This window comes from Streptomyces sp. CA-249302, assembly GCF_050936785.1.
Classification (GTDB): domain Bacteria; phylum Actinomycetota; class Actinomycetes; order Streptomycetales; family Streptomycetaceae; genus Streptomyces.
Genome location: NZ_JBNJMG010000001.1, coordinates 10,220,930 through 10,246,768, shown reverse-complemented (window position 1 = coordinate 10,246,768; position 25,839 = coordinate 10,220,930). Strand labels below are relative to the sequence as shown.

At 71.8% G+C, this 25,839-nt stretch carries 24 protein-coding genes; 8 read left to right on the top strand and 16 right to left on the bottom strand.

The genetic code is table 11. The features are described from left to right. The first annotated feature begins 24 nt into the window (after positions 1-24). On the top strand, positions 25-729 hold the full coding sequence (locus tag ACQEWB_RS46385; RefSeq protein WP_432842408.1) for a PAS domain-containing protein: 705 nt from the start codon (positions 25-27) through the stop codon (positions 727-729). Positions 730-1,019: 290 nt separating this feature from the next. On the opposite strand, the gene ACQEWB_RS46380 is transcribed toward ACQEWB_RS46385, so the two are convergent. Continuing rightward, a complete protein-coding gene (locus ACQEWB_RS46380) occupies positions 1,020-1,940 on the bottom strand; it encodes a DUF3626 domain-containing protein (RefSeq protein WP_432842406.1) in 921 nt (306 codons plus the stop codon). A gap of 381 nt (positions 1,941-2,321) precedes the next feature. Here ACQEWB_RS46380 and ACQEWB_RS46375 point away from each other — a divergent pair, with 381 nt between their 5' ends. Further along, complete coding sequence (locus ACQEWB_RS46375) at positions 2,322-3,398, top strand: hypothetical protein (protein WP_432842404.1); 1,077 nt, start codon at positions 2,322-2,324, stop codon at positions 3,396-3,398. On the opposite strand, the gene ACQEWB_RS46370 is transcribed toward ACQEWB_RS46375, so the two are convergent. Continuing rightward, on the bottom strand, positions 3,329-3,922 hold the full coding sequence (locus ACQEWB_RS46370; protein WP_432842402.1) for a TIGR03086 family metal-binding protein: 594 nt from the start codon (positions 3,920-3,922) through the stop codon (positions 3,329-3,331). The genes ACQEWB_RS46375 and ACQEWB_RS46370 overlap by 70 nt on opposite strands. Before the next feature lie 116 nt (positions 3,923-4,038). Between ACQEWB_RS46370 and ACQEWB_RS46365 the strand changes: the two genes are divergently transcribed. The 3 genes from ACQEWB_RS46365 to ACQEWB_RS46355 all read left to right on the top strand — a co-directional run bounded on the left by ACQEWB_RS46365 (position 4,039) and on the right by ACQEWB_RS46355 (position 7,792). Continuing rightward, a complete protein-coding gene (locus ACQEWB_RS46365) occupies positions 4,039-5,310 on the top strand; it encodes an FUSC family protein (protein WP_432842400.1) in 1,272 nt (423 codons plus the stop codon). Positions 5,311-5,365: 55 nt separating this feature from the next. Further along, on the top strand, positions 5,366-6,424 hold the full coding sequence (locus ACQEWB_RS46360; RefSeq protein ID WP_432842398.1) for a hypothetical protein: 1,059 nt from the start codon (positions 5,366-5,368) through the stop codon (positions 6,422-6,424). Between the two features lie 117 nt (positions 6,425-6,541). Beyond that, positions 6,542-7,792 (top strand): lactonase family protein, encoded by a 1,251-nt coding sequence (locus ACQEWB_RS46355; protein WP_432842396.1) that lies wholly within the window; start codon positions 6,542-6,544, stop codon positions 7,790-7,792. Here ACQEWB_RS46355 and ACQEWB_RS46350 read toward each other — a convergent pair. Together ACQEWB_RS46350 and ACQEWB_RS46345 are read right to left on the bottom strand one after the other, a co-directional pair. Further along, positions 7,760-8,485, bottom strand: coding sequence for a DUF2470 domain-containing protein (locus ACQEWB_RS46350; RefSeq protein ID WP_432842394.1), 726 nt, complete (start codon positions 8,483-8,485; stop codon positions 7,760-7,762). The genes ACQEWB_RS46355 and ACQEWB_RS46350 overlap by 33 nt on opposite strands. A gap of 87 nt (positions 8,486-8,572) precedes the next feature. Continuing rightward, a complete protein-coding gene (locus tag ACQEWB_RS46345; RefSeq protein ID WP_432842392.1) occupies positions 8,573-9,181 on the bottom strand; it encodes a TetR/AcrR family transcriptional regulator in 609 nt (202 codons plus the stop codon). Between the two features lie 108 nt (positions 9,182-9,289). Here ACQEWB_RS46345 and ACQEWB_RS46340 point away from each other — a divergent pair, with 108 nt between their 5' ends. Further along, positions 9,290-10,885: a cytochrome P450 gene (locus ACQEWB_RS46340; protein WP_432842390.1), complete on the top strand. Its 1,596-nt coding sequence runs from the start codon at positions 9,290-9,292 to the stop codon at positions 10,883-10,885. Here ACQEWB_RS46340 and ACQEWB_RS46335 read toward each other — a convergent pair. Continuing rightward, positions 10,847-11,677: a pentapeptide repeat-containing protein gene (locus ACQEWB_RS46335; protein ID WP_432842388.1), complete on the bottom strand. Its 831-nt coding sequence runs from the start codon at positions 11,675-11,677 to the stop codon at positions 10,847-10,849. The genes ACQEWB_RS46340 and ACQEWB_RS46335 overlap by 39 nt on opposite strands. A gap of 150 nt (positions 11,678-11,827) precedes the next feature. Between ACQEWB_RS46335 and ACQEWB_RS46330 the strand changes: the two genes are divergently transcribed. Further along, the gene (locus tag ACQEWB_RS46330; RefSeq protein WP_432842386.1) at positions 11,828-12,025 is read left to right on the top strand and encodes a DUF5999 family protein; all 198 of its coding nucleotides are present in this window, start codon (positions 11,828-11,830) and stop codon (positions 12,023-12,025) included. 21 nt (positions 12,026-12,046) lie between these two features. Here ACQEWB_RS46330 and sigJ read toward each other — a convergent pair whose 3' ends face one another. Then, positions 12,047-12,940 (bottom strand): RNA polymerase sigma factor SigJ, encoded by an 894-nt coding sequence (gene sigJ, locus ACQEWB_RS46325; RefSeq protein WP_432842384.1) that lies wholly within the window; start codon positions 12,938-12,940, stop codon positions 12,047-12,049. A 150-nt stretch (positions 12,941-13,090) separates the two neighbouring features. Between sigJ and ACQEWB_RS46320 the strand changes: the two genes are divergently transcribed. Then, positions 13,091-15,250, top strand: a complete 2,160-nt coding sequence (locus ACQEWB_RS46320; RefSeq protein WP_432842382.1) for a hypothetical protein — start codon at positions 13,091-13,093, stop codon at positions 15,248-15,250. A 12-nt stretch (positions 15,251-15,262) separates the two neighbouring features. Here the strand turns inward: ACQEWB_RS46320 and ACQEWB_RS46315 are convergent, their stop codons facing one another. The 10 genes from ACQEWB_RS46315 to ACQEWB_RS46270 all read right to left on the bottom strand — a co-directional run bounded on the left by ACQEWB_RS46315 (position 15,263) and on the right by ACQEWB_RS46270 (position 25,706). After that, positions 15,263-15,865 (bottom strand): FxLYD domain-containing protein, encoded by a 603-nt coding sequence (locus ACQEWB_RS46315; protein WP_432842380.1) that lies wholly within the window; start codon positions 15,863-15,865, stop codon positions 15,263-15,265. A 101-nt stretch (positions 15,866-15,966) separates the two neighbouring features. Next, a complete protein-coding gene (locus ACQEWB_RS46310; RefSeq protein WP_432842378.1) occupies positions 15,967-16,710 on the bottom strand; it encodes a PIG-L deacetylase family protein in 744 nt (247 codons plus the stop codon). Between the two features lie 28 nt (positions 16,711-16,738). Then, positions 16,739-18,040: an alpha/beta fold hydrolase gene (locus ACQEWB_RS46305; RefSeq protein ID WP_432842376.1), complete on the bottom strand. Its 1,302-nt coding sequence runs from the start codon at positions 18,038-18,040 to the stop codon at positions 16,739-16,741. A gap of 101 nt (positions 18,041-18,141) precedes the next feature. Further along, positions 18,142-19,167 carry a LacI family DNA-binding transcriptional regulator gene (locus ACQEWB_RS46300; RefSeq protein WP_432842374.1) on the bottom strand — a complete coding sequence of 342 codons (1,026 nt, stop codon included), beginning with the start codon at positions 19,165-19,167 and terminating at the stop codon, positions 18,142-18,144. Between the two features lie 82 nt (positions 19,168-19,249). Then, positions 19,250-20,662 carry a BNR repeat-containing protein gene (locus tag ACQEWB_RS46295; protein ID WP_432842372.1) on the bottom strand — a complete coding sequence of 471 codons (1,413 nt, stop codon included), beginning with the start codon at positions 20,660-20,662 and terminating at the stop codon, positions 19,250-19,252. A 23-nt stretch (positions 20,663-20,685) separates the two neighbouring features. Further along, positions 20,686-21,006: an L-rhamnose mutarotase gene (locus tag ACQEWB_RS46290; RefSeq protein WP_432842370.1), complete on the bottom strand. Its 321-nt coding sequence runs from the start codon at positions 21,004-21,006 to the stop codon at positions 20,686-20,688. Between the two features lie 17 nt (positions 21,007-21,023). Then, complete coding sequence (gene rhaS, locus ACQEWB_RS46285) at positions 21,024-22,106, bottom strand: rhamnose ABC transporter substrate-binding protein (RefSeq protein WP_432842368.1); 1,083 nt, start codon at positions 22,104-22,106, stop codon at positions 21,024-21,026. A gap of 30 nt (positions 22,107-22,136) precedes the next feature. After that, positions 22,137-23,129 (bottom strand): ABC transporter permease, encoded by a 993-nt coding sequence (locus ACQEWB_RS46280; RefSeq protein ID WP_432842366.1) that lies wholly within the window; start codon positions 23,127-23,129, stop codon positions 22,137-22,139. Next, a complete protein-coding gene (locus ACQEWB_RS46275) occupies positions 23,122-24,192 on the bottom strand; it encodes an ABC transporter permease (RefSeq protein WP_432842364.1) in 1,071 nt (356 codons plus the stop codon). The genes ACQEWB_RS46280 and ACQEWB_RS46275 overlap by 8 nt, the downstream gene beginning before the upstream one ends. Beyond that, on the bottom strand, positions 24,189-25,706 hold the full coding sequence (locus ACQEWB_RS46270) for a sugar ABC transporter ATP-binding protein (RefSeq protein WP_432842362.1): 1,518 nt from the start codon (positions 25,704-25,706) through the stop codon (positions 24,189-24,191). The genes ACQEWB_RS46275 and ACQEWB_RS46270 overlap by 4 nt, the downstream gene beginning before the upstream one ends. Positions 25,707-25,839 lie beyond the last annotated feature (133 nt).

The window sequence follows — 25,839 nt, the reverse complement described above, 5'->3', positions numbered from 1 at the left end:
CCAGCATGATTCTGTAGTGCAGGTATGCGCGCCGGGCGACAGGAGCGGTTGGTGGAAGAGGGCCGTAGGGAGGCCGTGGTCTGGCGCAACCGCGCCCTGCTCCTCTTCGACCGCGTCTCCGTACCGGTCGCGGTCTGCGATGTGTACGGCGATGTCCTGCTGGCCAATCCGGCGATGGCGGCCGAGTGCGGTACGACCCCGGGGCGGTTGCGCGGCCGGGATGTGCTGGAGCTGTTCCGGCCGCAGGAGGCCACGCAGGTGGAGCGGATCGCGGAGGCGTTGCGGCTGAGGCACCGGTCGCGGTACCAGGTGTCGGTGCGCTGGGAGGCGCCGGGCGGGGCGGAGCGCTTCGGCGAGCTGACGGCCGATCCGGTGAGCGACAACGTGGAGGACACCCCGACCCTGCTGGTCATGCTGCGCGTCCTGGGCGAGCGCGAGCCCCGGCCCGAGACACCCGCCCGGGTCGCACCGATCGAGGCCCGCATCCTGGCCCTGCTGGCCGGCGGCGCGACCACGGGGAAGGCGGCGAAGGAGACGGGCCTGACCGCGGACGGCGTCACGTACCACCTGCGACGCCTCGCGGCCCGCTGGTCCGCGTCGAACCGCACGGAACTGATCGCCCGCGCCTACGCACTGGGCGTACTCACACCGGGCGTGTGGCCACCGGCCGCGTCGGCGCCGGGCACAGAGACGGTGACATCACCCGGGGCACCGGCGAGGGACGCCTAGGCGCAACCTGCTCCCCGGACACGGGCACCCGCCGCGCGGGCCACACCGACTCCCGAGCCGAGGCGGTGCCGCCTCCCGGGACACCAACACCCGGCGCCAGGCGCGCCCCGCTCTCCCAACATCAGCACCCGCCGCGTCATTCACGCAGCAATCGGGCCCCAAGCGGCACCCGCTCCCGGGGCACCAGCCCCGACGCTTGGGCGCTCCACCGGCATGGACACCCGGCTCGGCGGCCACACCGGCTCCCGAGCCAAAGGCCGTGCCTTCTCCCCGGGCGCCGGCCCCGACGCTCAGGCGCGCCCCGCTCCCCCGACCTCGGCACCCGTCGCACCCTCGCCTTCCGCGCCCGGGGCACGAGCCGTCCCCGCCCCCTCCGGTGCGCCGAAGCGGGCGAGAGTGTGCCAGATCATCTTCAGGTCCTGGAGTTCGTGACGGCCGGTACGGGCCGCGTCGCCGATGATGCGGGGGTCGACGCGGTCGTCCTGGGCGATGCGGGCGCCCAGTTCCGCGTACTCCTGTCCGCGGTAGTCCCCGTGCCGCCGCAGTTCGGCCACGGTGAGGCGGTAGCCGGGGTGCCATTCCACCGGGCAGGACAGCAGCCCGGCCGCGGCCTCGACCGGCGTGCCGCGGTAGCTCGCGTCCAGGACGAGCGCCTCCACATGCCGGTCGAGGAGGACGCGTCCGTGGATCTGGGCCTCGATGTAGTCGTTGAGGGCGTCCTGCTCGTCGGCCTCGGCGAGCGCGATGAGGGACATGCCGGCGGCGACGCCGAAGTCGGTCGGCTCGGCAGCGCTGTCGGGGTAGCAGAAGGTGGTCCGGGCAAGGGCGTCGGCGGTGAGCCGGAAGTGCGAGGAGCCGAACCTCGGTGCGGCGCCCACGACTTGACGGCGGAAGTTCAGCGCGCCGTACACCGGCCGGTCCTGCGGACTCCCGTCGTCGTAGGCGCCGCCGAAGATCCGGCTCTCCCAGCGCCAGCGGTCGCCGCCGGGACGCGCGGTGAGTCCGCCGTTGCTGGTGCCGGTCACGAACTGCGAGTGGTAGACGCCGTCCTGGGCCAGTGCCTGGAGGATGGGCAGCCCGCCGATCAGCCGGTCCGGGTGGAGGTTGAGCGTGATCCGCAGCTCCGCTCCCACTGCCGGCCCCGCCGACCGGGCGGCGACATGCCGCAGCGCCGACCGCGCCCGCGCCGACTCGACGTGCCCGAAGTCCACTGGCTGCCCCTCCCATTGAGGCAGCCGCGAGACGACGCCGGCCACCGACGCGACGATCTTGCCACGCTTGCCCGATCACTCCGGCGAATTACGGGCGCCGCCGGCAACCGGTCCCGCAACCGGGCCGCCTCGACCCGGCGGGGATGGATCAGGACGTCATGGGTGCGGGCGAGGGCGACGCCGTACCAGCCGTCCGGGCACTCAGGGTCATGTGCAGGGTCGGGACGAGTGAGGTCCGACGCCTTTCGTGATCCAGGCTTGCGCGGCCGGCGAGTCGGGCACCATCCGGCAGTCCTCCGTCCCGGGGGTGCGCCCAGCCCCCTGCGATGACGGGGGTTTCCCTCATGGATCCCGGGTGCGTACGGCGGAGACGATGCAGGCATGACGACCTGGCGGCCCAGCTTGCCCTCGCGCACGGCCACGACCGGCACCGACCTGCGCGTGTTCCTGCTCGCGGGCATCGCCACCGTGCTGTTCACCCGCTGGCTGCTCGCCAGCACCGGCTACCCGAAGCTGGGCGGACACGGCACCGGACTGCACATCGCGCACATGCTCTGGGGCGGCCTGCTGATGGCCGCCGGACTGCTGGTCCTGCTCGTCTTCCTGGGCCGCCGGGTACGGCTGTGCGGCGCGCTGGCCGGCGGGGTGGGCTTCGGGCTGTTCATCGACGAGATCGGCAAGGTGGTCAGCGACGGCGGGGGCTATCTCTACCGGCCCGCCGCCGGGTTGATCTACCTCGCCTTCGCCGCGCTGGTCGTGCTCAGCCGATGGGTGGTACGGCGGCCGGGACCGCCTCAGGCGCGCACGGCACGGGCCGCCGATCTCGCGCTCACCGGTGTCGTGTCCGGGCTCACGGACGCTCAACGCCGGTCCGCGCTGCGGGCGTTGGAGGGTTCGAGCCGGCCCGTGGACCTCGCGCTGGTGCGGCTGCTGGAGTGCGTCGAGCCGACACCGGCGCGGCCACGCGTGCGCGTGCCGGACGCCGTACGCCACGCGATGGCGCGCGGGCGTACTGCCGTCGCCGCCCTGTGCGCGCACCGGGTGACGTTGTCGGCGGCGCTGACCTGGACCGTGCTGCAGGGTGCGGTGCTGCTGGTCGGCGTGGGCCGGGACCTGGTCGCGGGACGGCTGCGGCACGAACCGGAGTGGGGTGCGGTGATCGGGCTGGTCGTGTGCTCGGCCGTCATGCTGGGGCTGGCCGTCGCCGGCGCGGTGCGGCTGCGCCGGGACCGGGTGCGGGGGCTCGAACTGTTGCGCGCCTCGCTGCTGGTCGACCTGCTGGCGGGACAGTTCTTCGACTTCGTCGTCAACCAGTTCTCGGCGCTGACGAACTGGCTCGTCGGGCTGTTCCTGCTGGTCGTCGTCTCGGGCGCGCTGCGCCGCGCCCGTCAGGCGGACGCCGGGGTCCAGCGCGGATCGCGGCCGAGGAAGGCGAGCAGCGTCTCGGCCCTGTCGTAGCCGGCCCGGAGCTCACGGGCGGGTGCGAACACCTGGTACGCGTCCCGGAGGTGATCGACGAGCCGCTCCGCCACCGGCCAGATCCCCTCGGCCAGTTCCAGGGCCAGCGGCCGGTCCTGTCCGGTCGCGACCGCGATGTCCCAGGCGTGCACGGCCGCGTCCATGGCGGCCGCCGCCGCGGCGAGCGGCGCGGGCAGCGGGCCGAGCGGGGTCGGCACCTGCTCGTCGTCGGCGGACACCCCGGCATACGCGTCCGCGACCTGCCGGAGCACCTTGCCGAGCTCGGCCACCGGGTCCCCGTCGAGGGCGTCGGCCGGGTGGAACGGGTCGGAGTCCGGCCGTCCCCCGGTGATCGCGAGGCCGTAACCCTGCTGGTCGATGCGGGCGTGATTGAGGACCTGCCGTGCGGTCCACTCGGTGCACGGCGTCGGTGCTCCCCACGCCGGCTCCGGCACCGCGGCCACCACCTCGGCGAGATAGGCGTGTGCACGTGTGAGAACCTCGAAGTCCCGGGTGTCCGCCATCACCGTTCTCCCCTCTTGCCGTCCGTCGGCCGTTGCCAACAATCTAGGGGTCCTTGCGGACAGTTACGGTCCGCAACCAGCGTCCGACTGTGTCTGTGGAAAGGGAACGACCCGAGGTGCGAGAGGTACGTACGTGGACCGATCCCGTCGTCGAGTTCGTGAAGCGGCGCCGGGATCCCGTCGTGGTGCAGACGCTGCGGTCGGCGGTCGCGGCGACGGTCGCCTACGTCGTCGCCCTGCGCCTCAGCCCGGAAGCGGCCCCGCTGACCGCGCCGCTCACCGCACTGCTGGTCGTCCAGGTCACGCTGTACGCCACGCTGACCAACGGCATCCGGCGGGTCAACTCCGTGGTGGCGGGCGTCCTGGTCGCCATCGCCTTCAGTCAGCTGGTGGGCCTGACCTGGTGGAGCCTCGCGCTGCTGATCGTGGCCTCGCTGGCCGTCGGACGGCTGGTGCGGGTCGAGGAGTACGTCCCCGAGGTGGCGATCAGCGCGATGCTGGTACTCGGGGTCACCACGGTCGGGGACACGGCCTGGGCACGGATCGTGGAGACACTCATCGGCGCGGTCGTCGGGCTCGGCTGCAATCTGCTGCTCGCGCCGCCGGTGTGGGTGGACGAGGCGGGCGAGTCGATCGAGGGGCTGGCCCGGCGGGTACGGCAGCTGATGCTGCGCATGGGCGAGGAGGCCGCGGGCCGTACGCCGGTCGAGCACGCCACCGAGCGGCTGCACGAGGCGCGCCGGCTCGACCACGACATCGTCGAGGTGGACGCGGCGCTCAGCCAGGCCGAGGACAGCCTGCGGCTCAATCCACGCGTGCGGGAAGGCCTGTTGCACCGGGTGGTACTGCGGACGGGACTGGACACGCTGGAGATCTGCACGGTCGTACTGCGCGTGCTGGCGCGGACTCTCACCGACCTGGCGAAGGAGCGCGATCCGGAGCCGCTGTTCGCGCCCGAGACGGGGGCGGCCGTGGAGCGGCTGTTGTCCGAGATCGCCGACGCGGTGGTCAGCTTCGCGGTGCTGGTGACCGCCAGCGTCAGCGCCAGCGCCCAGTCGGCCGAGGCCCGGCTGGCCGCCGAGCTGCGGCAGGCCGCGGCCACCCGCGACAAGCTCGCCCAGCTGCTCCTGGAGGAGGTGCAGCGCGACGCCCGTACCTGGCAGCTGTACGGCGCCGTGCTGACCGAGGTCAACCGCATCCTCGACGAGATGGACACCGAGCACCGCTCGCGCCGGCTCCTCGAGGAGCTGGACCGCGCCTCGCTGGAACAGCGCGAGCGCATGCCGCGGATCACCCGGATGCGGGAGAGCCTGCACGACTCGGGGCTGCTGCGCGTGCCGGACGTGCTGCGCCGGAACCATGGCGAGGACGCCCGTCGTTCTAGGTGACGGAGTCACCGGGGGCGGCGTACGTCTCCGGCACCGGGAGCGAGGGGGCGGACGGATGACCGACAGCACCGTGCGGATCGACGGGAACACACTGCGCCTTCCGGGCGGCGTGGCGGTGCGGTTCGTCCGCACCCTGCGCCTGCCCGAGACCGGCACCCATCCGCTGCCGCCGGGGCTTGGCGAGTTCCCGGTCCGCCGGGTCTCCGACTACCCGGACACCGTGCCCGAGCAGTGGCGCGCGCGGGGCGGCGTGATGCTGCCGGTGTATCTGCGCGAGGCCATGTGGCTGAGCTTCGCGGGGACGACGGAACCGGCCGCGCTACAGGTCGGGGTGGGCAAGGTGTGCGCGGTCTCGGGGAAGAGGTGGAGCGACCGCCTGACCCGGAAACCGCAGAACTACGTCGTTCTGCCCCGCCAGCCCTGGCTGGACGGCATCAACTCCGGCAAGGGCACCGTCCGCCAGTTCGTGGCCGTCCCGCTGGGCCTGGGTGCGACCGTCGAGGGCCAGGTCACCGGCGAGGAGGTCTGGGGCGGCGTACAGCTCCAGGCCTTCCCGCTCCGCGAGCGGAAGCTGGCCGAGTGGCGTGCGGAAGAGCGTCGCCGCTCGGAGCGGACCCGCGCACTGACCATGCCGACCGGCGGCTACGGCACGGCGCTGCCGATGTCGATGTCGGCGCCGCCCGCTCCGGGCGCGGTGCCCGCACCGGCCGCGGCGGCGAGGCCGCGGGCCGCCGCCGCGATGGGCCTCGGGGTAGGCGGTTCGATGCGGCAGGAGGTCTACCAGGACGACCGCCCCCTCAAGGACTGGGCCGAGGAACCCGCCGGGCGCGTGTTCGTCCATCTGGTGACACCGCCGGAGTGGCGCCGCATCACGGGCGAGGCTCCCCCGCCGTCGCCGGTGGACCGGGCGGCGTACACCAAGGCGGGGCTGCCTTGGTACGACTACTACGACCAGGACGCCGAGGACCTCGCCCCGACGGACGCGCTGGAGGCCGTGAAGCCGGTCGGCGACTGGATCGGCGACGACCACGAGCCCTGGGCGGACCCCGCCCCGCACCAGGTGAAGCCGCTCAAGGACGCGCCGGGCAAGCCGGTGGAGGACGGCGACTGGTAACCACCACCGGACCCATTGCGCCCTCCGCAACACCTGTTGCCATTCTTGCGTACTCGGGGTGGTCCGGGCCATGGTGGCTTGTCACGACCGGGGCGAGCGACCACCTGAGGTGCGGACATGGGCAGTGGGACAGGAGCGACGGGCGGCGGCTGGAGCAGGCGCCGCTTCGTCGGCGCGCTCGCGGGAGCGGCCGCGGTCACAGCGCTGCCCGCGCCCGCACCGCCCAAGAGCACCTCGGGGCTCTCGGGGAGCGAGGAGGCCGCGGCCGCCGTATCCGAACAGCCCTCGGCCGAGCCCTCCACGGCGCAGCCGTCGCCGCGCCCGTCGAGCACACCCGCCGGTCCCCGCCCGCTCCACCTCGGCACCTACACCACGGTCGAGGGCGGCGGCACCGGCATCGGCCTCGCCACCTACGACACCGAGTCCGGCGGAATCACGAGCACCGGCACCCTCACCGGCATCGCCAACCCCTCATACCTGGCCCTGCACCCCGACGCCCGCACGCTCTACGCGGTGGACGAGCAGGACGACGGCGCCGTGACCGCCGTACGCCTCGCCGACCGCAAGGTCCTGGGCAGCCGCGGCACGGGCGGGGCCGGCCCGTGTCACCTCTCCGTGCACCCGAGCGGCCGCTGGCTGCTGAGCGCCAACTACACCTCGGGCAGCGTGGCCGTGCATCCGATCGATGGCAAGGGCGCCCTGGGCGAGCGCACCGACGTGGTCACGCACTCCAGCCCGGCACCCGGACCCGGTCAGCAGGGCCCGCACGCCCACCAGTTCATCACGAGTCCGGACGGCGGCCACGTGCTCGCCGTCGACCTCGGCACGGACACCGTCTACACCTACCGTCTCGACGAGCGCCGCGGCACCCTCACCGAGGTCGCGCGGGCGCAGACCCGGGCGGGCGCCGGTCCGCGCCACCTCACCTTCCACCCCGGTGGACGGCACGCCTATCTGGCCAACGAGGTCGACGACACGGTCGCGGTCTGCGGGTACGACCCGTCCAGTGGCCGGCTCACGATCGGCGAGCCGCAGTCCACGGGCTCCGGTCCGGGCACCAACTACCCGGCGCAGATCCTGGTGACGGCCGACGGCGCGTACGCCTATCTCGCCAACCGGGGCGACAACAGCCTCGCGCGGTACGCGGTCGAGGCGGACGGCGCCCGGCTGCGACTGCTGGACACGGTTCCGGTGGCCGGTGACTTCCCGCGGCAGATCGCCTTCTCGCCGGACGGGACGCTGCTGTTCGCGGCGAACCAGAAGTCGGGCACCGTCAGCGTCTTCCACGTCGACGGCGAGAGCGGTGAACTGCGGCTCGCGGGCGAGCCGTTCGCCTCACCCGTCGCCGTCTGTGCGCTGCCGCTGTAGGGCGCGCGGGCAGGAGGCGGTGCCGGCCTGGGTGAGCAGGACGTGCATGCGCTCGGTGAGCTGGCCGACGTCGTCCGCGGGCGTGTGGAACGGCAGTCGTACGTCCCCGTGGGCGCGGTTGCGCTCGATGCGCAGGGTCAGGCCGTGCCGGTCGACGGCGAGGGGCTGGACGCGGACCGCGCCGTGCAGGCTGGCGTGGTCGACGAGGCGGGTCAGCCGCTCGACCGCGTCGCCGTGGCAGTCGGCGAGGTGGGTCAGCAGATGCGACTCGGCGAGGGCCAGCGGGTCGGGCGCGGCGGCGGCGAACTCGTCGAGGTCGACGACCACCGCACCGGACGGCGGCCGCAGCACCACCCGCGTCGCCTGGAACACCAGATGGTCGTCCTCGGGGACGAAGTACCCGGCGAGCCAGAGCCGGCTGCGGATACGGTTGCGGACGGGGACGGGCGCCACGTCGGCGAACTCCAGCACGGCGGAGGGCTCGCCCCGGGGCGCGCAGATCGCGGCCGCGAGCAGGGCGCTGTCCTCGGGCACATGGACGTGCACCCGGCCGTCCTCGTCCACGGTGTGCGCGCCGACGAATTCCTCGCGACCGCCGTCCGCGGTCACCGCGCAGGACCATGCGACGGCGAGCACCGAGCGCGCCCGTTCCGCCGCGGAAGGCGCGGCCGCCCAGCTTTGGCTGTCACCCATCCCAGAACCTCCTTAGGTAAGCCTTGCCTAACCTATCGAAGATCGGGGTGTACGCCAACCATCTCCGGATGAGAGTTCCGGCAGGAATCAGGGAACGAGGACGCCGAGCAGCGCTCGGGAACACAGATCACGCACCTGCTCGCGCGTCAGATCCGAGCCTCGCAGCCACTCCAGGCAGACGGCCGTCGTGAAGGCCAGCCACCCGCGCACCGCGAGCTTGAGATCGGGCAACCGCCTTGCGGCCGGGCCGAGTTCGGGATCCTGGGCCAGTGCCGCCAGGATCTGCCGCTCCTGCGCGCCCAGCGCCCGCTGGTAGACCCGCCGCACGGCCTGGTCGCCGGCCGCGTCCGCGCGGTGGAAGGCACGGAAGCCGTGCGCGTGGGTCTCGACGTACTCGAGGAACGTGTCCAGCCCCGCGGTGAGCTGGTCGCGCGCCGGCACCCCCGGCACCGCCGCCGTCATCCGCAGCATCCGCTCGCTCTCCCGCTCGACGACCGCGAGGAAGAAGTCCCGCTTGGTCGGGAAGTAGTGGTAGAGCAGACCGCGCGACACCCCGGCGATCTCGGCGACCTGCTCGATCCACACGTCGTCGTACGGGCTCTCCGAGAACAGCCGCGCCCCCACCGAGAGCAGCTGCTCCCGGCGCTCCTCGGTGCTGAGCCGACGGCGGGTGCGCGCGCCCTGGTTCGCGGACATGACCGCACTTTACTTGACGTCGGTTCAACAACAGGATCAGACTGGACCGCGTTATTGAACCCACGTACAACAGGCTCAACCTGCCGCTGCTTCGAGGGAGATCGCGTCATGGCGGAGACGACGACCCGGACCCCGCTGCCGAAGGGGTTCCGCGGCGCCGAGCAGGGCTGGCCGGAGCTGCACCGCATCCCGCACCCGCCGCGCCGGGTCCCCCTGCTCGGGGACGTGCTCGGCGTGAACCGGGCCACGCCCGTCCAGGACTCCATGCGCTACGGCCGACAGCTGGGACCGGTCTTCCGGCGCAAGGCCTTCGGCAACGAGTTCGTGTTCGTGTGGGGCGCCGGGCTCGCGGCCGACATGGCGGACGAGACCCGCTTCGCCAAGCACGTCGGCCTCGGTGTCGCCAACCTCCGTCCGGTCGCCGGGGACGGCCTGTTCACGGCGTACAACCACGAGCCCAACTGGCAGCTGGCGCACGACGTCCTGGCGCCGGGCTTCAGCCGGGAGGCCATGGAGGCGTATCACCCGATGATGCTGGCGGTGGCCGGGCGGCTCACCGACCACTGGGACCGCGAGCTGGCCGCGGGCCGGTCGGTGGACGTGCCGGGCGACATGACCAAGCTGACGCTGGAGACGATCGCGCGCACCGGGTTCGGGCACGACTTCGGGTCCTTCGAGCGCGACCGGCCGCACCCCTTCGTCTCGGCGATGGTGGGCACACTGACGTACGCCCAGCGCCTGAACACCGTGCCGGTGCCGCTGGCCCCGGTGCTGCTGCGCGGCGCCACCCGTCGCAACGAGGCCGACATCGCGTATCTCAACCGCACGGTCGACGACCTGGTGCGGGCCCGCCGGGCGTCCAGCGGGGACGGCGACCTGCTGGACCGGATGCTGGAGACGGCCCACCCGGAGACCGGGGAGCGGCTGTCCGCCGAGAACGTGCGCCGCCAGGTGATCACCTTCCTGGTGGCCGGCCACGAGACGACCTCGGGCGCCCTCTCCTTCGCCCTGCACTACCTCTCCCGGCACCCCGATATCGCGGCACGCGCGCGTGCCGAGGTGGATGCCGTCTGGGGCGACGCGGACGTGCCCGGCTACGACCAGGTGGCGAAGCTGCGCTATGTGCGCCGGGTCCTCGACGAGTCGCTGCGGCTGTGGCCGACGGCGCCGGCCTTCGCGCGGGAGGCCCGCGAGGACACCGTGCTGGGCGGCGACCACCCGATGCGGCGGGGTGCGTGGGCGCTGGTCCTGACGATGCTGCTGCACCGGGACCCCGAGGTGTGGGGCGCGGACGCCGAGGGCTTCGACCCGGACCGCTTCGACCCGAAGGCCGTACGGTCCCGGGCCCCGCACACCTTCAAGCCGTTCGGGACGGGCGCGCGGGCGTGCATCGGGCGGCAGTTCGCGCTGCACGAGGCGACGCTGGTGCTCGGCCTGCTACTGCGCCGCTACGACCTGCGGGCCGACCCGGAGTACCGGCTGCGGGTGGCGGAGCGGCTGACCTTGATGCCGGACGGGCTGCGGCTGCACTTGGAACGACGGGCGGCGGCCGGACCGACGGCGGCCGAGGGCCCGGCCGAGCCGCACGCGGCAGCTGCCGCGGCACCGCCGAAAGCGGCCGAGGAGCCCACGGTCGGCGCCTCGGATACAGCTGGCGAGGCGTCCTCAGCCCCGCGCTGTCCAGTGCACGGGGCGCGTGACTGAGTCCGGGAGGCGGGTGCCCGCGCTGCCGCGGGCCGCGTTGAGCTGGGGCTGGGTCAGGAAGAAGGCGCCGGTCAGGTCGGCGTCGGTGAGGTCGGCGTCGCGCAGGTCGGCGCCGATCAGATCCGCGCCCCGCAGGTCGGCGCCGGTCAGGTCGGCGGCGATGAGGTAGGCCCCGCGGAGGCTGGCTCCGCGCAGGTCGGCGCCCTTCAGCCGGGCACCCATCAGATCGGCACCGCGACGGTCCTTCTTGCGTCCGCGGACACCGGCCCGGGCCAGTTCGCTGGTCTTCAGCAGCAGGGCGTTGACCTCCTGCCGGTGGGCCGGGACGTCCAACTCGGCCAGTTCGTCGGGGGTTTGGCGACTGAGCCCCTCGGTCCGGGCCAGGGCCCGGCGCAGCTCGGCGTGGAGCGGGCGGGCGGCGGCCAGGTCCAGTGCCTCGGCGAGATACCAGAGCAGTTCGTGCAGCTGCCGTACGACCGGGAACACGTCGAACATCCGCCGGGCGTCCTCGCGGGAAGCCGTGCGCCAGTCCGCCCCGCCGAAGGTGACCTGCGAGACCTTCTGTCCGGCGCCGAAGCAGTCGTAGACCGTGCAGCCGTTGAAGCCCTTCTGGCGCAGTTCGGCGTGGATACCGCAGCGGTGGTCGCCCCGGAGGTTCGGGCAGGGTGTGCCGGCCTGCTTGTCGAGGGCGAAGTCGGCGGAGGCGGCGAAGGGCAGGGCGACGCAGCACAGCCCGAAACACCGCTCGCAGTCGCCGCGCAGGTCGGCCCGGCCGACTGTCCGATCTTGCATGTCGCACAGCCTATCGAGGTGCACCGAAACCCGAACTCACCGATGAGTTTCCGGCGTTGTGGGGGTCTCCACATACAACTGAAAACAAGCTCGGCTACCACTGAGGTAGCAGCCGACGAGGCAGGAGCCGTTCGCGACGAGGAGACCGTCATGTGCACCCACCAGCCCCAGTGCCCCACCACCGACAGCACCGACCACCACTGCGCCGTCATCGTGTCGGCCCATCCCGAACAGGGCTGGAGTCTGCTGTGCAACGGCACCATCGTCTTCGACGACACCGGTGAACTCCTGCCCGACGGCCGGGTCGTGGGCCCGTGCCGCGACCGGCGACTGCTCGCTGCCGCCTGACGCGGTACGGGTCCGGTCCGGTCAGCCGTCCAGGGCGGGCAGCTCGAGCCGGGCGATGCGCTCGGGGTCGGCCAGGATGTACATGCGAGTGATCCGGCCCTCGGAGACCGTGGCCGCCATGACCGACACGGCCTTGCCTTCGACCACGTTGACCATGCCGATGTCGCCGTTGACCAGCGCGAACCGCGCGAAGGGGACGGTCTGCCGGAAGAACATCGCCTGCTCGGCGACGGTCCGCGCACCGTGTACCAGCTTGGACGCGGCCGGACCGACGGCCAGCGCCCCGGAGTCGGCCCGGAGCACGACATCCGGATCGAGTACGGCGACCAGCGCGTCGAAGTCGCCGGCCCGGGCGGCGGCCAGGAAGGCGTCGAGGACCTCGCGCTGCCGTCCCAGATCGGGCTCCGCCGACGGGGTGGCGCCCTTGACCCGGCGCCGGGCCCTGCTGGCCAGCTGGCGGGTCGCCGCCGAACTGCGCTCCACGATCGGCGCGATGTCGTCGAACGGCACGGCGAACATGTCGTGCAGTACGAAGGCCAGCCGCTCGGCGGGCTCCAGCGTCTCCAGGACCACCAGCAGCGCGAGGCCCACCGAGTCCGCGTGGAGCACCTCCTGCTCCGGGTCGATCTCCGACAGCGGCCGGACCACGGGGTCGGGCACGAACGTCTCGTCGATGGGCTGCTCGCGGCGGGCGCCGCGCGAGCGCAGCATGTCGAGGCAGACCCGTCCGACGACGGTGGTCAGCCACCCGCCGAGGTTCTGGATCCCGTCCGCGTCGCTGCGGCTCAGCTTCAGCCAGGCCTCCTGGACGGCGTCCTCCGCCTCGGCCTGCGAGCCGAGCATGCGGTAGGCCACCGCCTTCATCCGGCCGCGGTGCTCCTCGAACCGCCCGGCCAGCACGTCCGTCCCCGTCATGCCTCTCCCCCGTCCCGTTCCCGGTGCCGTGTCCGCGGCCCGTTGATCCAATCACGCGCCCGTCCGCCTCCCCACCCCGTTTTCCCCGTTTGCGGCGCCCATGCCGCAGGGGCGACGATGAGGGCGTCACCGATCCCCGAGGTGTCGGCCATGGCCCCGGTTCCGTCCCGTAGCGCGGCGCGTATCGCGGCCTTCGTGCTGGCCGTCCTGTGCACGGCCGTCTGCGTCGCCACGGCCACCGCGCGCAGCACACTCGTGTCGCCCGCCTTCTACCGCGCGGTCCTCAATGACGAGCGGGCGTACGACCGCCTCTACGACGAGGTCCTGGTCGATCCGCGCTCGGTCGCCGTCACCCGCCCGTTGCTGGCCCGGCTGCCGGTGCCGGAGGCCCAGGTGACCTCCAATCTCAAACTCGTGCTGCCCCCGGACTCGGTCCGTGATCTGACCGGCCGGCAGATCGACGCCGTGGTCGGCTACCTCAACGGCGACCGCGACACGCTCGTGCTGAAGGTGGACCTCACTCCGCTCCTCGGCAACCTCAACGATCTGGCGCAGGTCTACTTCGGCGACCTCGTCTCCGGGCTCCAGGACCGCACCGAGCCCGACTTCGCCGCGTTCTCGGCCGACCTGTCCGCCGCCCTGCGCGAGGTGTCCGCCGGGCACGTCCCCGACGGCCTGCCCAGCCTTCCGCTGACCGACGAACAGGCCGGCGCGGCGGCCGACGCCCTCCTGCGCGCCGTGCCCGACCAGGAGCGGGCGGCCCTGCGCACCGAGGTGCAGGCGGCGCTGGCCGACGGGGACGTCGCCACCGCCCTGGTCGCGGTGGCGCCCGCCGTGGTGACGGACCGCACCCGGGAGGCGGCCGCCGGCCTGCGGGCCACCGCGGGCGGCAGCACCTGGGACGTCACGCGAACCCTGGCCGCGTCCGGCAACGACCTGACGGCCCTGCACCGGATACGCCCGTACACCGCGGTCGGCCTCGGGCTGGCGGAGACCCTGGCCGCGGTACTCCTCGTCGGCTCCCTCCTCGCGCTCTGGTTCCTGAGCTCGGCACCGCCGGCCCGCCGTTTGACGCTGCTGGGCTGGGCGCTCGCCACCGGCGGCGCGGTCGGTGCGCTGGCCGCCGGGGTGATCCGCCTGGTCACCGGTGGACGGGTGGTCGACCCGCCGTCGACCTGGCCGCCGAGCCTGGCCCGGCTGGTCGGCGACCTCCAGCTGACCGCGGTCGACCGCTTCACGACCACGGCACTCGCCACCGCGCTGGTCCCGGTGGCGCTGGGCACGCTCCTGGCCGGGGCGGGCCTGCTCCTAGAGGTCCGCCCCCGGCCCGCCTTCTCGGTCCCCCGGATCCGCGGGCTGGGGCTGGTCGCGAGCGGCCTCGCCGTCGCCGGGATCCTGCTGGTGCCGCTCACGGTCGGTGCGAGCGCGCCGCGGGTGTGCGAGGGGCAGGCCCGGCTGTGCGACCGGCGCTACGACGAGGTCGCCTACCTGACCTCGCACAACGCCATGTCGACCACCGTCGACCGGTTCATCGGCCCGCTCCAGGACCCGGGCATCACGGCCCAGTTGGACGACGGCGTGCGCGCGCTTCAGCTCGACACCTACCGCTGGGAGCAGCCCGACGAGGTCACCGAGCGGCTGGCGGACTCCGACTTCACGCCCGAGCAGCGGGAGTTCATCGCGGCGGCCGTCGCCAAGCTGAACCCGCCTCGCGCGGGACTGTGGCTGTGCCATGCGGTGTGCCGGGCCGGCGCCATCGAACTGGTGCCGGCGCTGAAGCAGCTCGGCGACTGGATGCGGGCGCATCCGACGGAGGTCGTGACCCTCATCGTCCAGGACGCGATCAGCGCCGAGGACACCGAAAAGGCCTTCGAGCAGGCAGGGTTGACCGGTCTTGTGCACACTCCGGACGCGGATCCCGCGAAGCCCTGGCCGACGCTGGGCCACCTGATCGACAGCGGGCGGCGGCTGGTCGTGTTCGCAGAGGAGGCCGACGGACCGGCGCCCTGGTACCGCAACTTCTACCGCTACGGCATGGAGACCCCGTTCGCGTTCCGCACGCCGGGCGAGATGAACTGTGTGCCGCACCGGGGCGGCACCGGCAAACGGCTGTTCCTGCTCAACCACTTCATCACGGCCGACGGCGGCAGCCGCCTGGACGCGGGCGAGGTCAACGCCCGCCGCTTCGTGCTCGACCGGGTCCACGAGTGCGAGCACGAGCGCGGCAGGCCGGTGAACTTCATCGCCGTGGACTACACGACGATCGGCGACGGGCAGGGCGCCGTGGCCGAACTCAACGCCGACCGCTGACCGCCGTACGCCTCAATACCGTTGTGCCTTCACCAGCTTGGGGGTCAGCACCGGCTCGGGAGGCTTCCGGCTGATGGCCAACGGCTGGGCCTTCTCGCCGGGTTCGAGGTTCTCCGCGCCGACGTAGCGGGTCTCCACCGCCTTGCCCGAGGAGTCGAGGAAGTCGACCTGGACGGCGTAGGACGCCTTCTTGTCGGTCTTGTTGGTGATGGTGACGACGACGGCGAGCAGTCCGCCGGTCTGGGAGCGCGGTTTGCCGGTCATGGCGACCTCGGACATCGCGTTGCCCTGCCCCTGTACGTTCTTCAGCTCGCTCTGCGCGGCCTGGTCGGCGCGCTCGACCTCGGCCGAGACGGAGGCCTCGAAGGAGGCCGCGGCTGCCGAGGCGGACGCGGCGGCGGCGGAGGCCGCGGCGCGGGCCGACGCGACGGCGGAGGCGGCCTTGGACTCCAGGGCGGAGGGTGTGTTGCCCGAGAAGGAGGCGGTGTCGGGTGCCGTCGGCCGCGCGGACGGCGAGTTTGAGCCGCCGCTGTCGTCGTCGTTGCCGCACGACACCACCAGCAGGCCGGCCGCCAAGGTGACGGCCAGGGCGAGGGAGACTGTCCTCGTACTCATCGGGCGGTGTCCTCTCACGCAGCGGGGGCGCCGATGACCGGCGAAATGAACCATATGTCGGAACATTCCGCCGGGCATGTCGTCACCCGCGGCGCTTGGGCCTACCGGCCGAACACCTCGAAGGCCAGGGCCGGCGTGCCGCCGAACTGTTCGGCCATCCGCTCGGCGCCCGCCGTCAGGAAGCCGCGGACGTACGTCTCCGGGTCCTCGTCCGTCAACGCCTCGATGTAGCTGCGGTGTTCGAGCAGCGAGTGCACCGCGCGCTCCAGTCCGGGCGTCGCGTCCACCGCGTGCGTGGGCGATGCGGAGCCGGCGATGGCGACCCAGCGGACGCCGGTCCACGGCTGCAGCCCCTGCTCGACGAGCTCGGGGAAGATCCAGCGGTTGCCGGCGTCGGCCGCGGCGTCCAGGGTCGCCCGGCCGACCGCCACGTGGTCGGGGGTGTTCCAGGCGAAGCCGCCCCAGGTGTCCCGGTGGTTGAGGGTGATGACCAGTTCGGGCCGGTGCCGGCGGATCGCGGCGGCGACGTCCCGGCGCAGGCCGAGGCCGTACTCGATGACGCCGTCCTTGTGGTCGAGGAACTCCACCGTCGACACGCCCACGGCGGCCGCGCTGGCCCGCTGCTCCTGTTCCCGCAGCGGGCCGCACTTCTCGGGCTCCAGCGTGTCGATGCCCGCCTCCCCGCGGGTCGCCAGCACGTAGGCGACCTCGCGGCCCTCGTCGGTCCAGGCGGCCACGGCCGCCGCGCAGCCGTACTCGAGGTCGTCCGGGTGGGCGACAACGGCGAGGGCGCGCTGCCAATCGGTGGGCATGGGCTGGAGTTGAGTGATCTTCGGCTCGGTCATGGGCGCAGGTTAGCCCGGAACGGTGACTTCAGGCATCGTCGCGGGTGAGGGCCAGCAGCCGGTCCAGGACGCGGGGGCCGCCGGCCCGCAGGCCGTCGTGCTCGAACTCGTCCGTCACCCAGGTCCGCAGGCCGCGGATCGTGCGCGCCGTGCGCAGCGAGTGGGCCGCGTCGACGTACATGTCGTCGTGGTACACGGCGGCCGCGACCGGGACCTCGTTGGCGGCGAGGCGGGCGGGGTCGTACAGGGGCGGCCAGTCGGTCCGGGCGGCGAGGAGTTCGGCGGTCTCGCGCAGCGGGCGCAGGGCCGGGTCGACGTCGAACATCCAGGGGTGGATCGACTCGCCGGTGAACAGGAGCGGGCCGTCGCCGGCCAGCGCCTTGGCCGCGTCGAACTGCGGGAACTCGGCGCGCACCCGCTCGGCCGACCAGTCGGTGGGGCGCTCGTCCTGGCCGTAGATCGCCTCGTGGACGAGGGCGTAGAGGGGGTGGCTCGCGTACGAGAGGAGCCCCTGTACGTCCTCCTGGAAGGCGTCGGCGAGTGCCGTGCCCTGCGGGGTGCGGACGAAGGCCTGCTCCAGGAGGTGGTGCAGGCGGTGGCTGCCCTCGCTGCCGCCGAGGAGGATGCCGAGGGACTGGAAGGCCTCGGCGGTGAGGCGGTAGCCGTTCGGCAGGGTCACCTGGTGGCCGAGGAGGTGGTCGGCGACACGGCGGGCCCGCTCGACGTCCTGCGGGTAGCGGGCGTAGTGCGCGGCGACCTTGCGCTCGATGCGGGGGTAGGCGGCCCGGTAGACCTCGTCGGCGTGCGCGTCGAGGGAGGGCAGGCCGCCGGCGAGCACGGCGGCGGCCAGGCCCTCGGGCGCGGTGGAGAGGTAGCTGACCGTGCAGAAGCCGCCGAAGCTCTGGCCGAGGACGGTCCAGGGGGCACCGCCGGTGACCTGCGGGCGGATGGCCTCGCAGTCGCGGACGATCGAGTCGGCGCGGAAGTGGGTGAGGTAGCGGGCCTGTTCGGCGGGACCGCCGTGGAGCGGGAGGGTCTGCCGGTTGGCGGGGCTGGAGTGGCCGGTGCCGCGCTGGTCGAGGAGGAGGACGCGGTACTCCTTGAGGGCCCGGCCGAGCCAGGCCGGCCTGCCGACGAAACGGTTCGCCCCGAAGCCGGGGCCGCCCTGGAGGTAGATCAGCCAGGGCAGCTCCTGGTGCGCCTTCTCGCCGGCGACGACCTCGCGGGCGTAGAGCTCGATGCTCTCTCCGGCCGGGTCGTCGTGGTCGAGCGGCACGGTGAAGTGGCGGTCCGTGAGGACGACGCCCGGCTGGCGGTAGGTGGCGGTCAACAGGGCTCCAGGGACGGACGGTTTTCGGGCCGCGTCCCACTTCATCACAAGTTCGTCCGCCGGCCGAGCCCCGGGATCATGAAATCGTACTGAACGGCGGCTCAGCGAGCCGAGAGGCTGGAGCGGCGTACGACCAGCTCGGGCTGGAGCACGACCCTCCGGTGCTCGTGCCGTTTCGTGCCGGCCTCCGCCTCGGTCTCCTCCAGGAGGAGCTCCGCGGCCAGGGCGCCCATGGTGACGGCGGGCTGGCGTACGGAGGTGAGCGGGACGGCCGCGGCTGCGGCGAACTCGATGTCGTCGTAGCCGACGATCGCGAGGTCGTCGGGGACCGTTATCCCCGCCGCGTACATGGCCTGAAGGACGCCGAGGGCGAGGAGGTCGTTGGCGCAGAAGACGGCGGTGGGCCGGTCGGCGAGGCCGAGCAGACGGGCCCCGGCGTCGCGGCCCGCGGCCACGTCGAGGCGCTCGGTGGGCAGCTCACGCAGGCACTCGGGGCCGAGCCCGGCCTCGGCGAGCGCGTTCCGGGCGCCGGTGCGCCGGTCCCGGACCTGGTTGAGGCCGGGCGGACCGCTGACGTAGGCGATGGAGCGGTGCCCGGCGTCGATCAGATGGCGGACGGCCAGCGCACCGCCCGCCACGTCGTCGACGGAGACGGAGCACTCGGTGGTGCCCTCGGCGACCCGGTCGACCAGCACGAACGGAATGTTGTGGCGGCGAAACGTGTCGATGTTGCGGCCGGAGGCGTCGGTGGGGGTGAGCAGTACGCCGCGCACCCGCTGCTCGGCGAAGAGCGACAGGTAGTCGGCCTCCTCGCCCGCACTCTGCGCGCTGTTGCAGACCATCACGCCGAGGCCGGCCTCGCGCGCGGCGCGCTCGGCACCGCGCGCCACGTCGACGAAGAACGGGTTGCCCATGTCCAGCACGAGCAGTCCCATGATCCGGCTGCGGCCCGCGCGCAGCTGGCGCGCGGACTCACTGCGGACGTACCCCAGCCGGTCGATCGCGGACTGCACCCGTGCCCGGGTCTCCGTGGCGACCGTGTCCGGACGGTTGATCACGTTCGACACCGTGCCGACGGAGACTCCGGCGGCACGGGCGACGTCCTTGATACCCACCGACTGGGCCATCAGGCAGGGACCTCCAGTAGAACGCGGGGCGGCGGGAAGAGGACCTTCACATTACCGTCATCGCCCCGCACGTCGGCGCCGGTCACGCGGGCAGTGCGAAGTCGACGACATGGAGTGCCGAGGGGGTCGTACCGCTCGACGTCTCCTGGTACATGAACGACAGCACGTTGTCCGCCTTGACCCTCAGCTCGTCGATGACGACCTCGCCGAAGGCGTTGAGGTCGCTGCCGTCGTACAGCAGGGTCCAGTCGGTGTACCCGGAGGACTTCGACGCGGCGGCGATCCGGCCGAAGGGGAAGACCGCGTAGGCGTTGTCGTACTTGTCCAGGACCAGCTTGGTGCGCTGGCTGGAGCCCAGGGCGACCGGGATCTCGGTCTTCGTCCAGGTGCCGGAGGAGTTCTTGCGGACGTGGAAGGCGCGGCCGTTGGCGGTGCGGTCGCTCACGTAGTTGGTGGTGCACTGGCCGAAGCGGCCGGGGACGTAACTGATGATCGCGTGCGGGAGGCCGGAGGAGTCGGTGAACTGGCTCTCCTGGTTCATCAGGGAGTGGTCCGGGTTGAGCGAGTCGACGACCAGGCCGGAGTCGGTGACGGCGACCGTGTCCGAGGTGCCGGTGGTGGCCACCAGGGTGCCGGCGTCGTTGCGCCAGGTGCGGCCGCGGTCGGTCGAGTAGACGTAACCGGTGTCGTGGTTGGTGATGCCGCCGCTGTTGCACATCACGGCGGCGCTCTGCTCGCGCCAGGTGAAGAAGGAGTGCAACCGGCCGTTGACGTCGTAGTCGATGCCGTGGAGGTACATGTTGCGGGCGGTCGAGGAGCCGTGCGAGCTGGTGTACGTGCCCGTGGAGCTGGACCACTCCCCCAGTGCCGTCCACGTCGAACCGTCGTACTCCGCGAGGGCGTTGCGGCCGTTGCCGGAGATGCCGACCCGGTAGCTGAGCTGGAGCTTGCCCTCGGGGGTGGAGACGAACTGGGGGTACGTGAACTGTGTGGTGAGCGCGAGCCCGTCCATCGAGGTCTGGACGGAGCCGAAGACGGACGAGGTCCAGGACGTTGAGCCGGGGTTGTCGAGCAGACCCGCCACCGACTTCACGTAGAAGTAGCCGTCGCTGTGGGAGTCCATGTTGATGTGGAGGCGGCCGTCGACCTTGGAGACGCCCATGGAGATGACGTTGTGCGAGTCGCTGCTCTTGAGCTGGTGGGACAGGGTGACCGTGGACCAGCTCGAACCGCCCAGCACCCGGCGGGCGATGACGGCGTACTTGGTGGAGGTGTACCAGGCGGCGTACTGGTAGCCCTTGTATGTGAACAGGCCGTTCTTCTGGAACGAGTTGTTGTTGACCAGTCCGTCGTAGGAGACGAAGAACACGGCCTGCGAGTCGAGTTGAGTGCTGCCCGTCTTGCTGACGGAGGGGCCGGGATCGGCGGCCCGTGCGATGCCCGGCGTTGCCACGGCGGCCAGTATGGCCGACGCGAGCACAGTGCGTCTTCTCATGAGCGGCTCCGGAAAAGGGGACGTCAGGCGAGGTGGAACACTTCGGTGAGCGGTTTCATGGCCTCGTCGGGCCGGGCGCCGTCCAGCGACTCGAAGAACGGCGCCATCTCGGCCTGCCAGCGGGCGTTGACCTCGGCGGCCTCCATGCCGGCCTGGGCGGCGGCGAAGTCCTCGGTCTCCAGGTAGCCCACGAGCAGGCCGTCGTCGCGCAGGAAGAGGGAGTAGTTGTGCCAGCCGGTGGCGGAGAGCGCATCGAGCATCTCCGGCCACACGGCGGCGTGTCTTTCGCGGTACTCGGCGAGCCGGTCCTCACGGACCTTGAGGAGGAAACACACGCGCTGCATGAAGTACCGCTCCCCTGCTAGAAGTTGAACTGGTCGATGTTCTTCGCGGTGAACACGGTCGGCTTGCCGAGGGTGATCACGCCGTCCGCGCCGATGGTGTACTCGGTGGAGCCGGCCTTGAAGGTCTCGCCCTCCTTGCCGGTGATCTGACCGGAGGCCAGCGCGACGGCGGTACGGGCGGCGAGGTCGCCGAGCTTCGCCGGGTCCCACAGCTCGAAGCCCTCGACGGTGCCGTTCTTGACGTACTTGCGCATGTCGTTCGGGGTGCCGAGGCCGGTCAGCTTGACCTTGCCCTTGTACTTGGAGCCGGACAGGTACTGCGCGGCCGCCTTGATGCCGACGGTGGTCGGGGAGATGATCCCCTTCAGGTCCGGGTACTCCTGGAGCAGGCCCTGGGTCTGCTGGAAGGACTGCTGGGCGTCGTCGTTGCCGTAGGCGGTCTTGACCAGCTTGATGTTCTTGTACTTCGGGTCCTTCAGCTCGTCCTTCATGAAGTCGATCCAGGTGTTCTGGTTCGTCGCCGTCTGGGCGGCGGACAGGATCGCGATCTCGCCCTTGTAGCCGATCTGCTCGGCGAGCAGCTGCACCTCGGTGCGGCCGAGGTCCTCGGCGGAGGCCTGCGAGACGAAGGCGTTACGGCAGTCGGCCTTGGTGTCGGAGTCGTAGGTGACGACCTTGATGCCGCTGCTCATGGCCGTCTTGAGCGCGGTGCACAGGGCGCCGGGGTCCTGCGCGGAGACGGCCATCGCGTTGACCTTCTGCTGGGTCAGCGTGTTGACGTAGGCGACCTGCCCGGAGGTGTCCGTGGCGCTGGAGGGCCCGACCTCCTTGTACTTGTTGCCCAGCTCGGTCAGCGCCTGCTCGCCCCCCTTGTCGGCGGAGGTGAAGTACGGGTTGTTGACCTGCTTGGGCAGGAACCCGACGGTCAGCCCCTTCTTGAGAGCCGCGTTCGGGTCGGCCTTGGCGGTGGAGGTGGCCGCCGCGGAGTCGTCACTCTTGGAGTTGTTCTTGGTGGTCCCGCCGCAGGCGGTGAGAGCAAGGGCGAGGGAGGTCCCGGCGGCAAGCGCCGCACAGGCACGACGAAGCGATGACTTACGCATGGTGGAGGTCCTTTACGAGGGAGAGCGGAGTTACGACGTCGGAGTCGAGGCGGCGGCTCTGCGTCCCGCCCTCGCTACGGAGATTTGCCGTGCGACCCGGGGGCCGAGCACGGAGATGACGAGCAGGACGCCGGTGACGACGATCTGCGACTGGGCGGAGACGTTCAGGAGGCTCATCACGTTCTGCAGCGCCCCGAGCAGGAAGACGCCCGCGACGGCACCGCCCAACGTGCCCTTGCCACCGTCGAAGTCGATGCCACCGAGCAACACCGCGGCGACGACGGAGAGTTCAAGACCCGTGGCGTTGTCGTACCGCGCACTGGCGTAGTGCAGGGCCCAGAAGATCCCGGTGAGCGAAGCCATCAGCCCGGTCACCGTGAAGAGAATCAACTTGTGGCGCTTGACCCGGATCCCGGCGAACCGCGCGGCCTCCTCGTTCGCCCCGATGGCGAACAGCGACCGCCCGAACGGGGTGGCATGCAGGACCACGACGGCGATGACGAGCAGCACCAGGAAGGGCAGGAAGGCCTGCGGAAGGAAGCTGTTCCCGAGCCGGCCGGCCGCGAAGTCCAGGTACTGGGTGGGGAAGTCGGTCACCGCGTCCGAACCGAGCACGATCTGCGCGATGCCCCGGTAGGCGGCGAGGGTGCCGATGGTGACAGCAAGGGAGGGCAGTCCGAGCCGGGTCACCAGCAGGCCGTTGACCAGTCCGCACACCACACCCAGCAGCAGACAGAGCGGGATGATCGTCTCGATCGCCATCCCCTCGTTCCACAGCTTGCCCATCACCGCACCCGACAGACCCGCCGTCGACGCGACCGACAGATCGATCTCACCGGCGACGACCAGCAGCGTCATCGGCAGCGCGATCAGGGCGATCGGCAGGGTGTTGCCGATCAGGAAGGACAGGTTCAGCGAGTTCCCGAAGCCGTCGACCGTGCCGAACGACAGCAGCAGGAGTACGACGAGGAGCGCGCCGACGACCGTGTCCCAGCGGATCGCGCGCGTCAGGGAGTCAGGCATGGCGGACGTTCCCCTTCTTCACTGCCGAGTTCTTGGCAGCCGATTTCTTCAGTGCCGAGGCCACCCGCAGCGCGACGATCCGGTCGACCGCGATGGCGAGGATGAGCAGGATGCCGTTGATCGCGAGCACCCAGACGGAACTGACGCCGAGGGCGGGCAGCACGCTGTTGATGGAGGTCAGCAGCAGCGCGCCCAGCGCGGCCCCATAGACGCTGCCGGAGCCGCCGGTGAAGACGACACCGCCGACCACGACCGCGCTGACGACGGTGAGTTCGTAACCGTTGCCGGTGCTGGAGTCGACGTTGCCGAACCGGGCCAGGTACATGGCACCGGCCAGCCCCGCGAGGCCACCGCAGAAGGTGTACGCGACGAGGATCCGCTTCCGCACCGGGATGCCGGCGAGCCGCGCGGCCTCCGGGTTGGAGCCGAGCGCGTACAACTCCCGCCCGCTGCCGAAGTGTTTGAGGTAGTACGCCGTCGCCACCAGCACCGCCAGCGCGATCATCGCCAGCCACGGCACCGCGGAGACTCCGCCGGAGCCGAAGTCGACGAATCCGCCGGGCAGGTCGGCCGCGGTGATCTGGCGGGAGCCGACCCAGATGGAGTCGATGCCTCGGATGATGTAGAGGGTGCCCAGGGTGACGACGAGGGCCGGCACCTGGCCGAGGCTGACGAGGAGGCCGTTGAGCAGGCCGAAGCCGATGCCCATCAGCACGGCCAGGACGACGGCCACGACCGCGTTCCCGCCGCCGTGCAGATAGTCACCGGCCGCGAAGGCGCTGATGCCGAGGGTGGAGCCGACCGACAGGTCTACGTTCCTGGTGATCACGACCAGGGACTGGCCGGTGGCGACCAGGACCAGGATGGTCGCGTTCAGCAGCAGGTCCTTGATGCCCTGCTCGGACAGGAACTCGCTGTTGCCGGCCTGGGTGATGCCGATCATCACCAGGAAGACGACCAGGATGGCGAGTTCGCGCATCTTGAAGACGCGGTCGACGAGCCGGGTGCCGCTGGATTTGGGCACTTCGGCGACGGGGGCTTCGTCGGTAGTGGTCACCGTCATGCGGCGGCCCTCCCGGTGGCTGCGGCCATCACGGTTTCCTCGGTGGCTTCGGCGCGTGGGATCTCGGCGGTGAGGCGGCCCTCGTGCATCACCAGCACGCGGTCGGCCATGCCGAGGATCTCGGGCAGGTCGGAGGAGATCATCAGGACGGCCACGCCGTCCGCGGCCAGCTCGCTGAGCAGCCGGTGCACCTCGGCCTTGGTGCCGACGTCGATACCGCGGGTGGGCTCGTCGACGATCAGCACCCTGGGCCCGGTGGCGAGCCACTTGGCGAGCACGACCTTCTGCTGGTTGCCGCCGGACAGCGTGTTGACGGTGTCGGCGATCCGGGCGTACTTCACCTGGAGCTTGACCGCCCAGTCGAGGGACCGGCTGCGCTCGGCGCCGCGGTCCATCAGTCCGGCCCTGACGGTGGTACGGAGTCCGGTGAGGCCGATGTTGCGCTCGATGGACATGTCCATCACGAGGCCCTGGGCGCGCCGGTCCTCGGGGACGAGCGCGAGCCCGGCGGCCATGGCGGTGGAGGGCGCGCCGTTGGTGAGCTTCCGCCCCTGCACCTCTACCTCACCGGCGTCCCACCGGTCGATGCCGAAGACGGCCCGTGCCACCTCGGTGCGGCCGGCGCCGACCAGTCCCGCGAGACCGACGATCTCGCCGTGCCGCACCTCGAAGGAGACGTCGGTGAAGACTCCCTCGCGGGTCAACCGCCGCACGCTCAGGGCGACTTGACCCGGCTTCACGTCCTGCTTCGGGTACAGCTCGTCGAGGTCGCGGCCGACCATACGGCGGACCAGGTCGTCCTCGGTCATGCCGTCGATGGGCTCGCTGGAGATCAGGGCGCCGTCGCGCAGGGTCGTCACCCGCCGGCAGATCTCGAAGATCTCCTCCAGCCGGTGCGAGATGAACAGCACCGCGGCGCCCTGCTCGCGCAGGGTGCGGACGACTCCGAAGAGCCGGGCGACCTCGCTGCCGGTGAGGGCGGCGGTCGGCTCGTCCATGATCAGGACGCGGGCCTCGAAGGAGAGGGCCTTGGCGATCTCGACGATCTGCTGGTCGGCGATCGAAAGGCCGCGGGCCGGGCGGTCGGGGTCGAGCTCGACGCCGAGGCGCTGCATCAGCGCCAGGGTCGCCGCATGGGTGGCCTTGTGGTCGATCCGGCCGAGGGCGCGCCGGGGCTGGCGGCCCATGAAGATGTTCTCGGCGATCGAAAGGTCGGGGAAGAGCGTGGGCTCCTGGTAGATCACGGCGATGCCGGCGTCGCGGGCGTCGCCGGGGCCGTGGAAGACGACGGGTTCACCGTCCAGCAGCACCCGGCCGGCGTCCGGCCGGTGCACGCCGGCGAGGGTCTTGATGAGGGTCGACTTGCCCGCGCCGTTCTCGCCGGCGAGTGCGTGCACCTCGCCGGGGAACAACTCCAGGGACACGTCGCGCAGGGCGCGAACGGCTCCGAAGGACTTGGAGATGTCCTCCAGCGCCAGCACCGGGGCCGTACCCGCGTCGGACGGGTGGGTCATGAGGGGCTCCTCGACGACGCCCGGGAGGCCTCCGGGAGGCGTTCACGGCGTCGTGAAAGGTTTCAACTTGGTTGCCGGGACGTTAGGCGCGCGGGAGATGTCACGTCAATGGGTCGAGCCCGAAAAAGTTTCG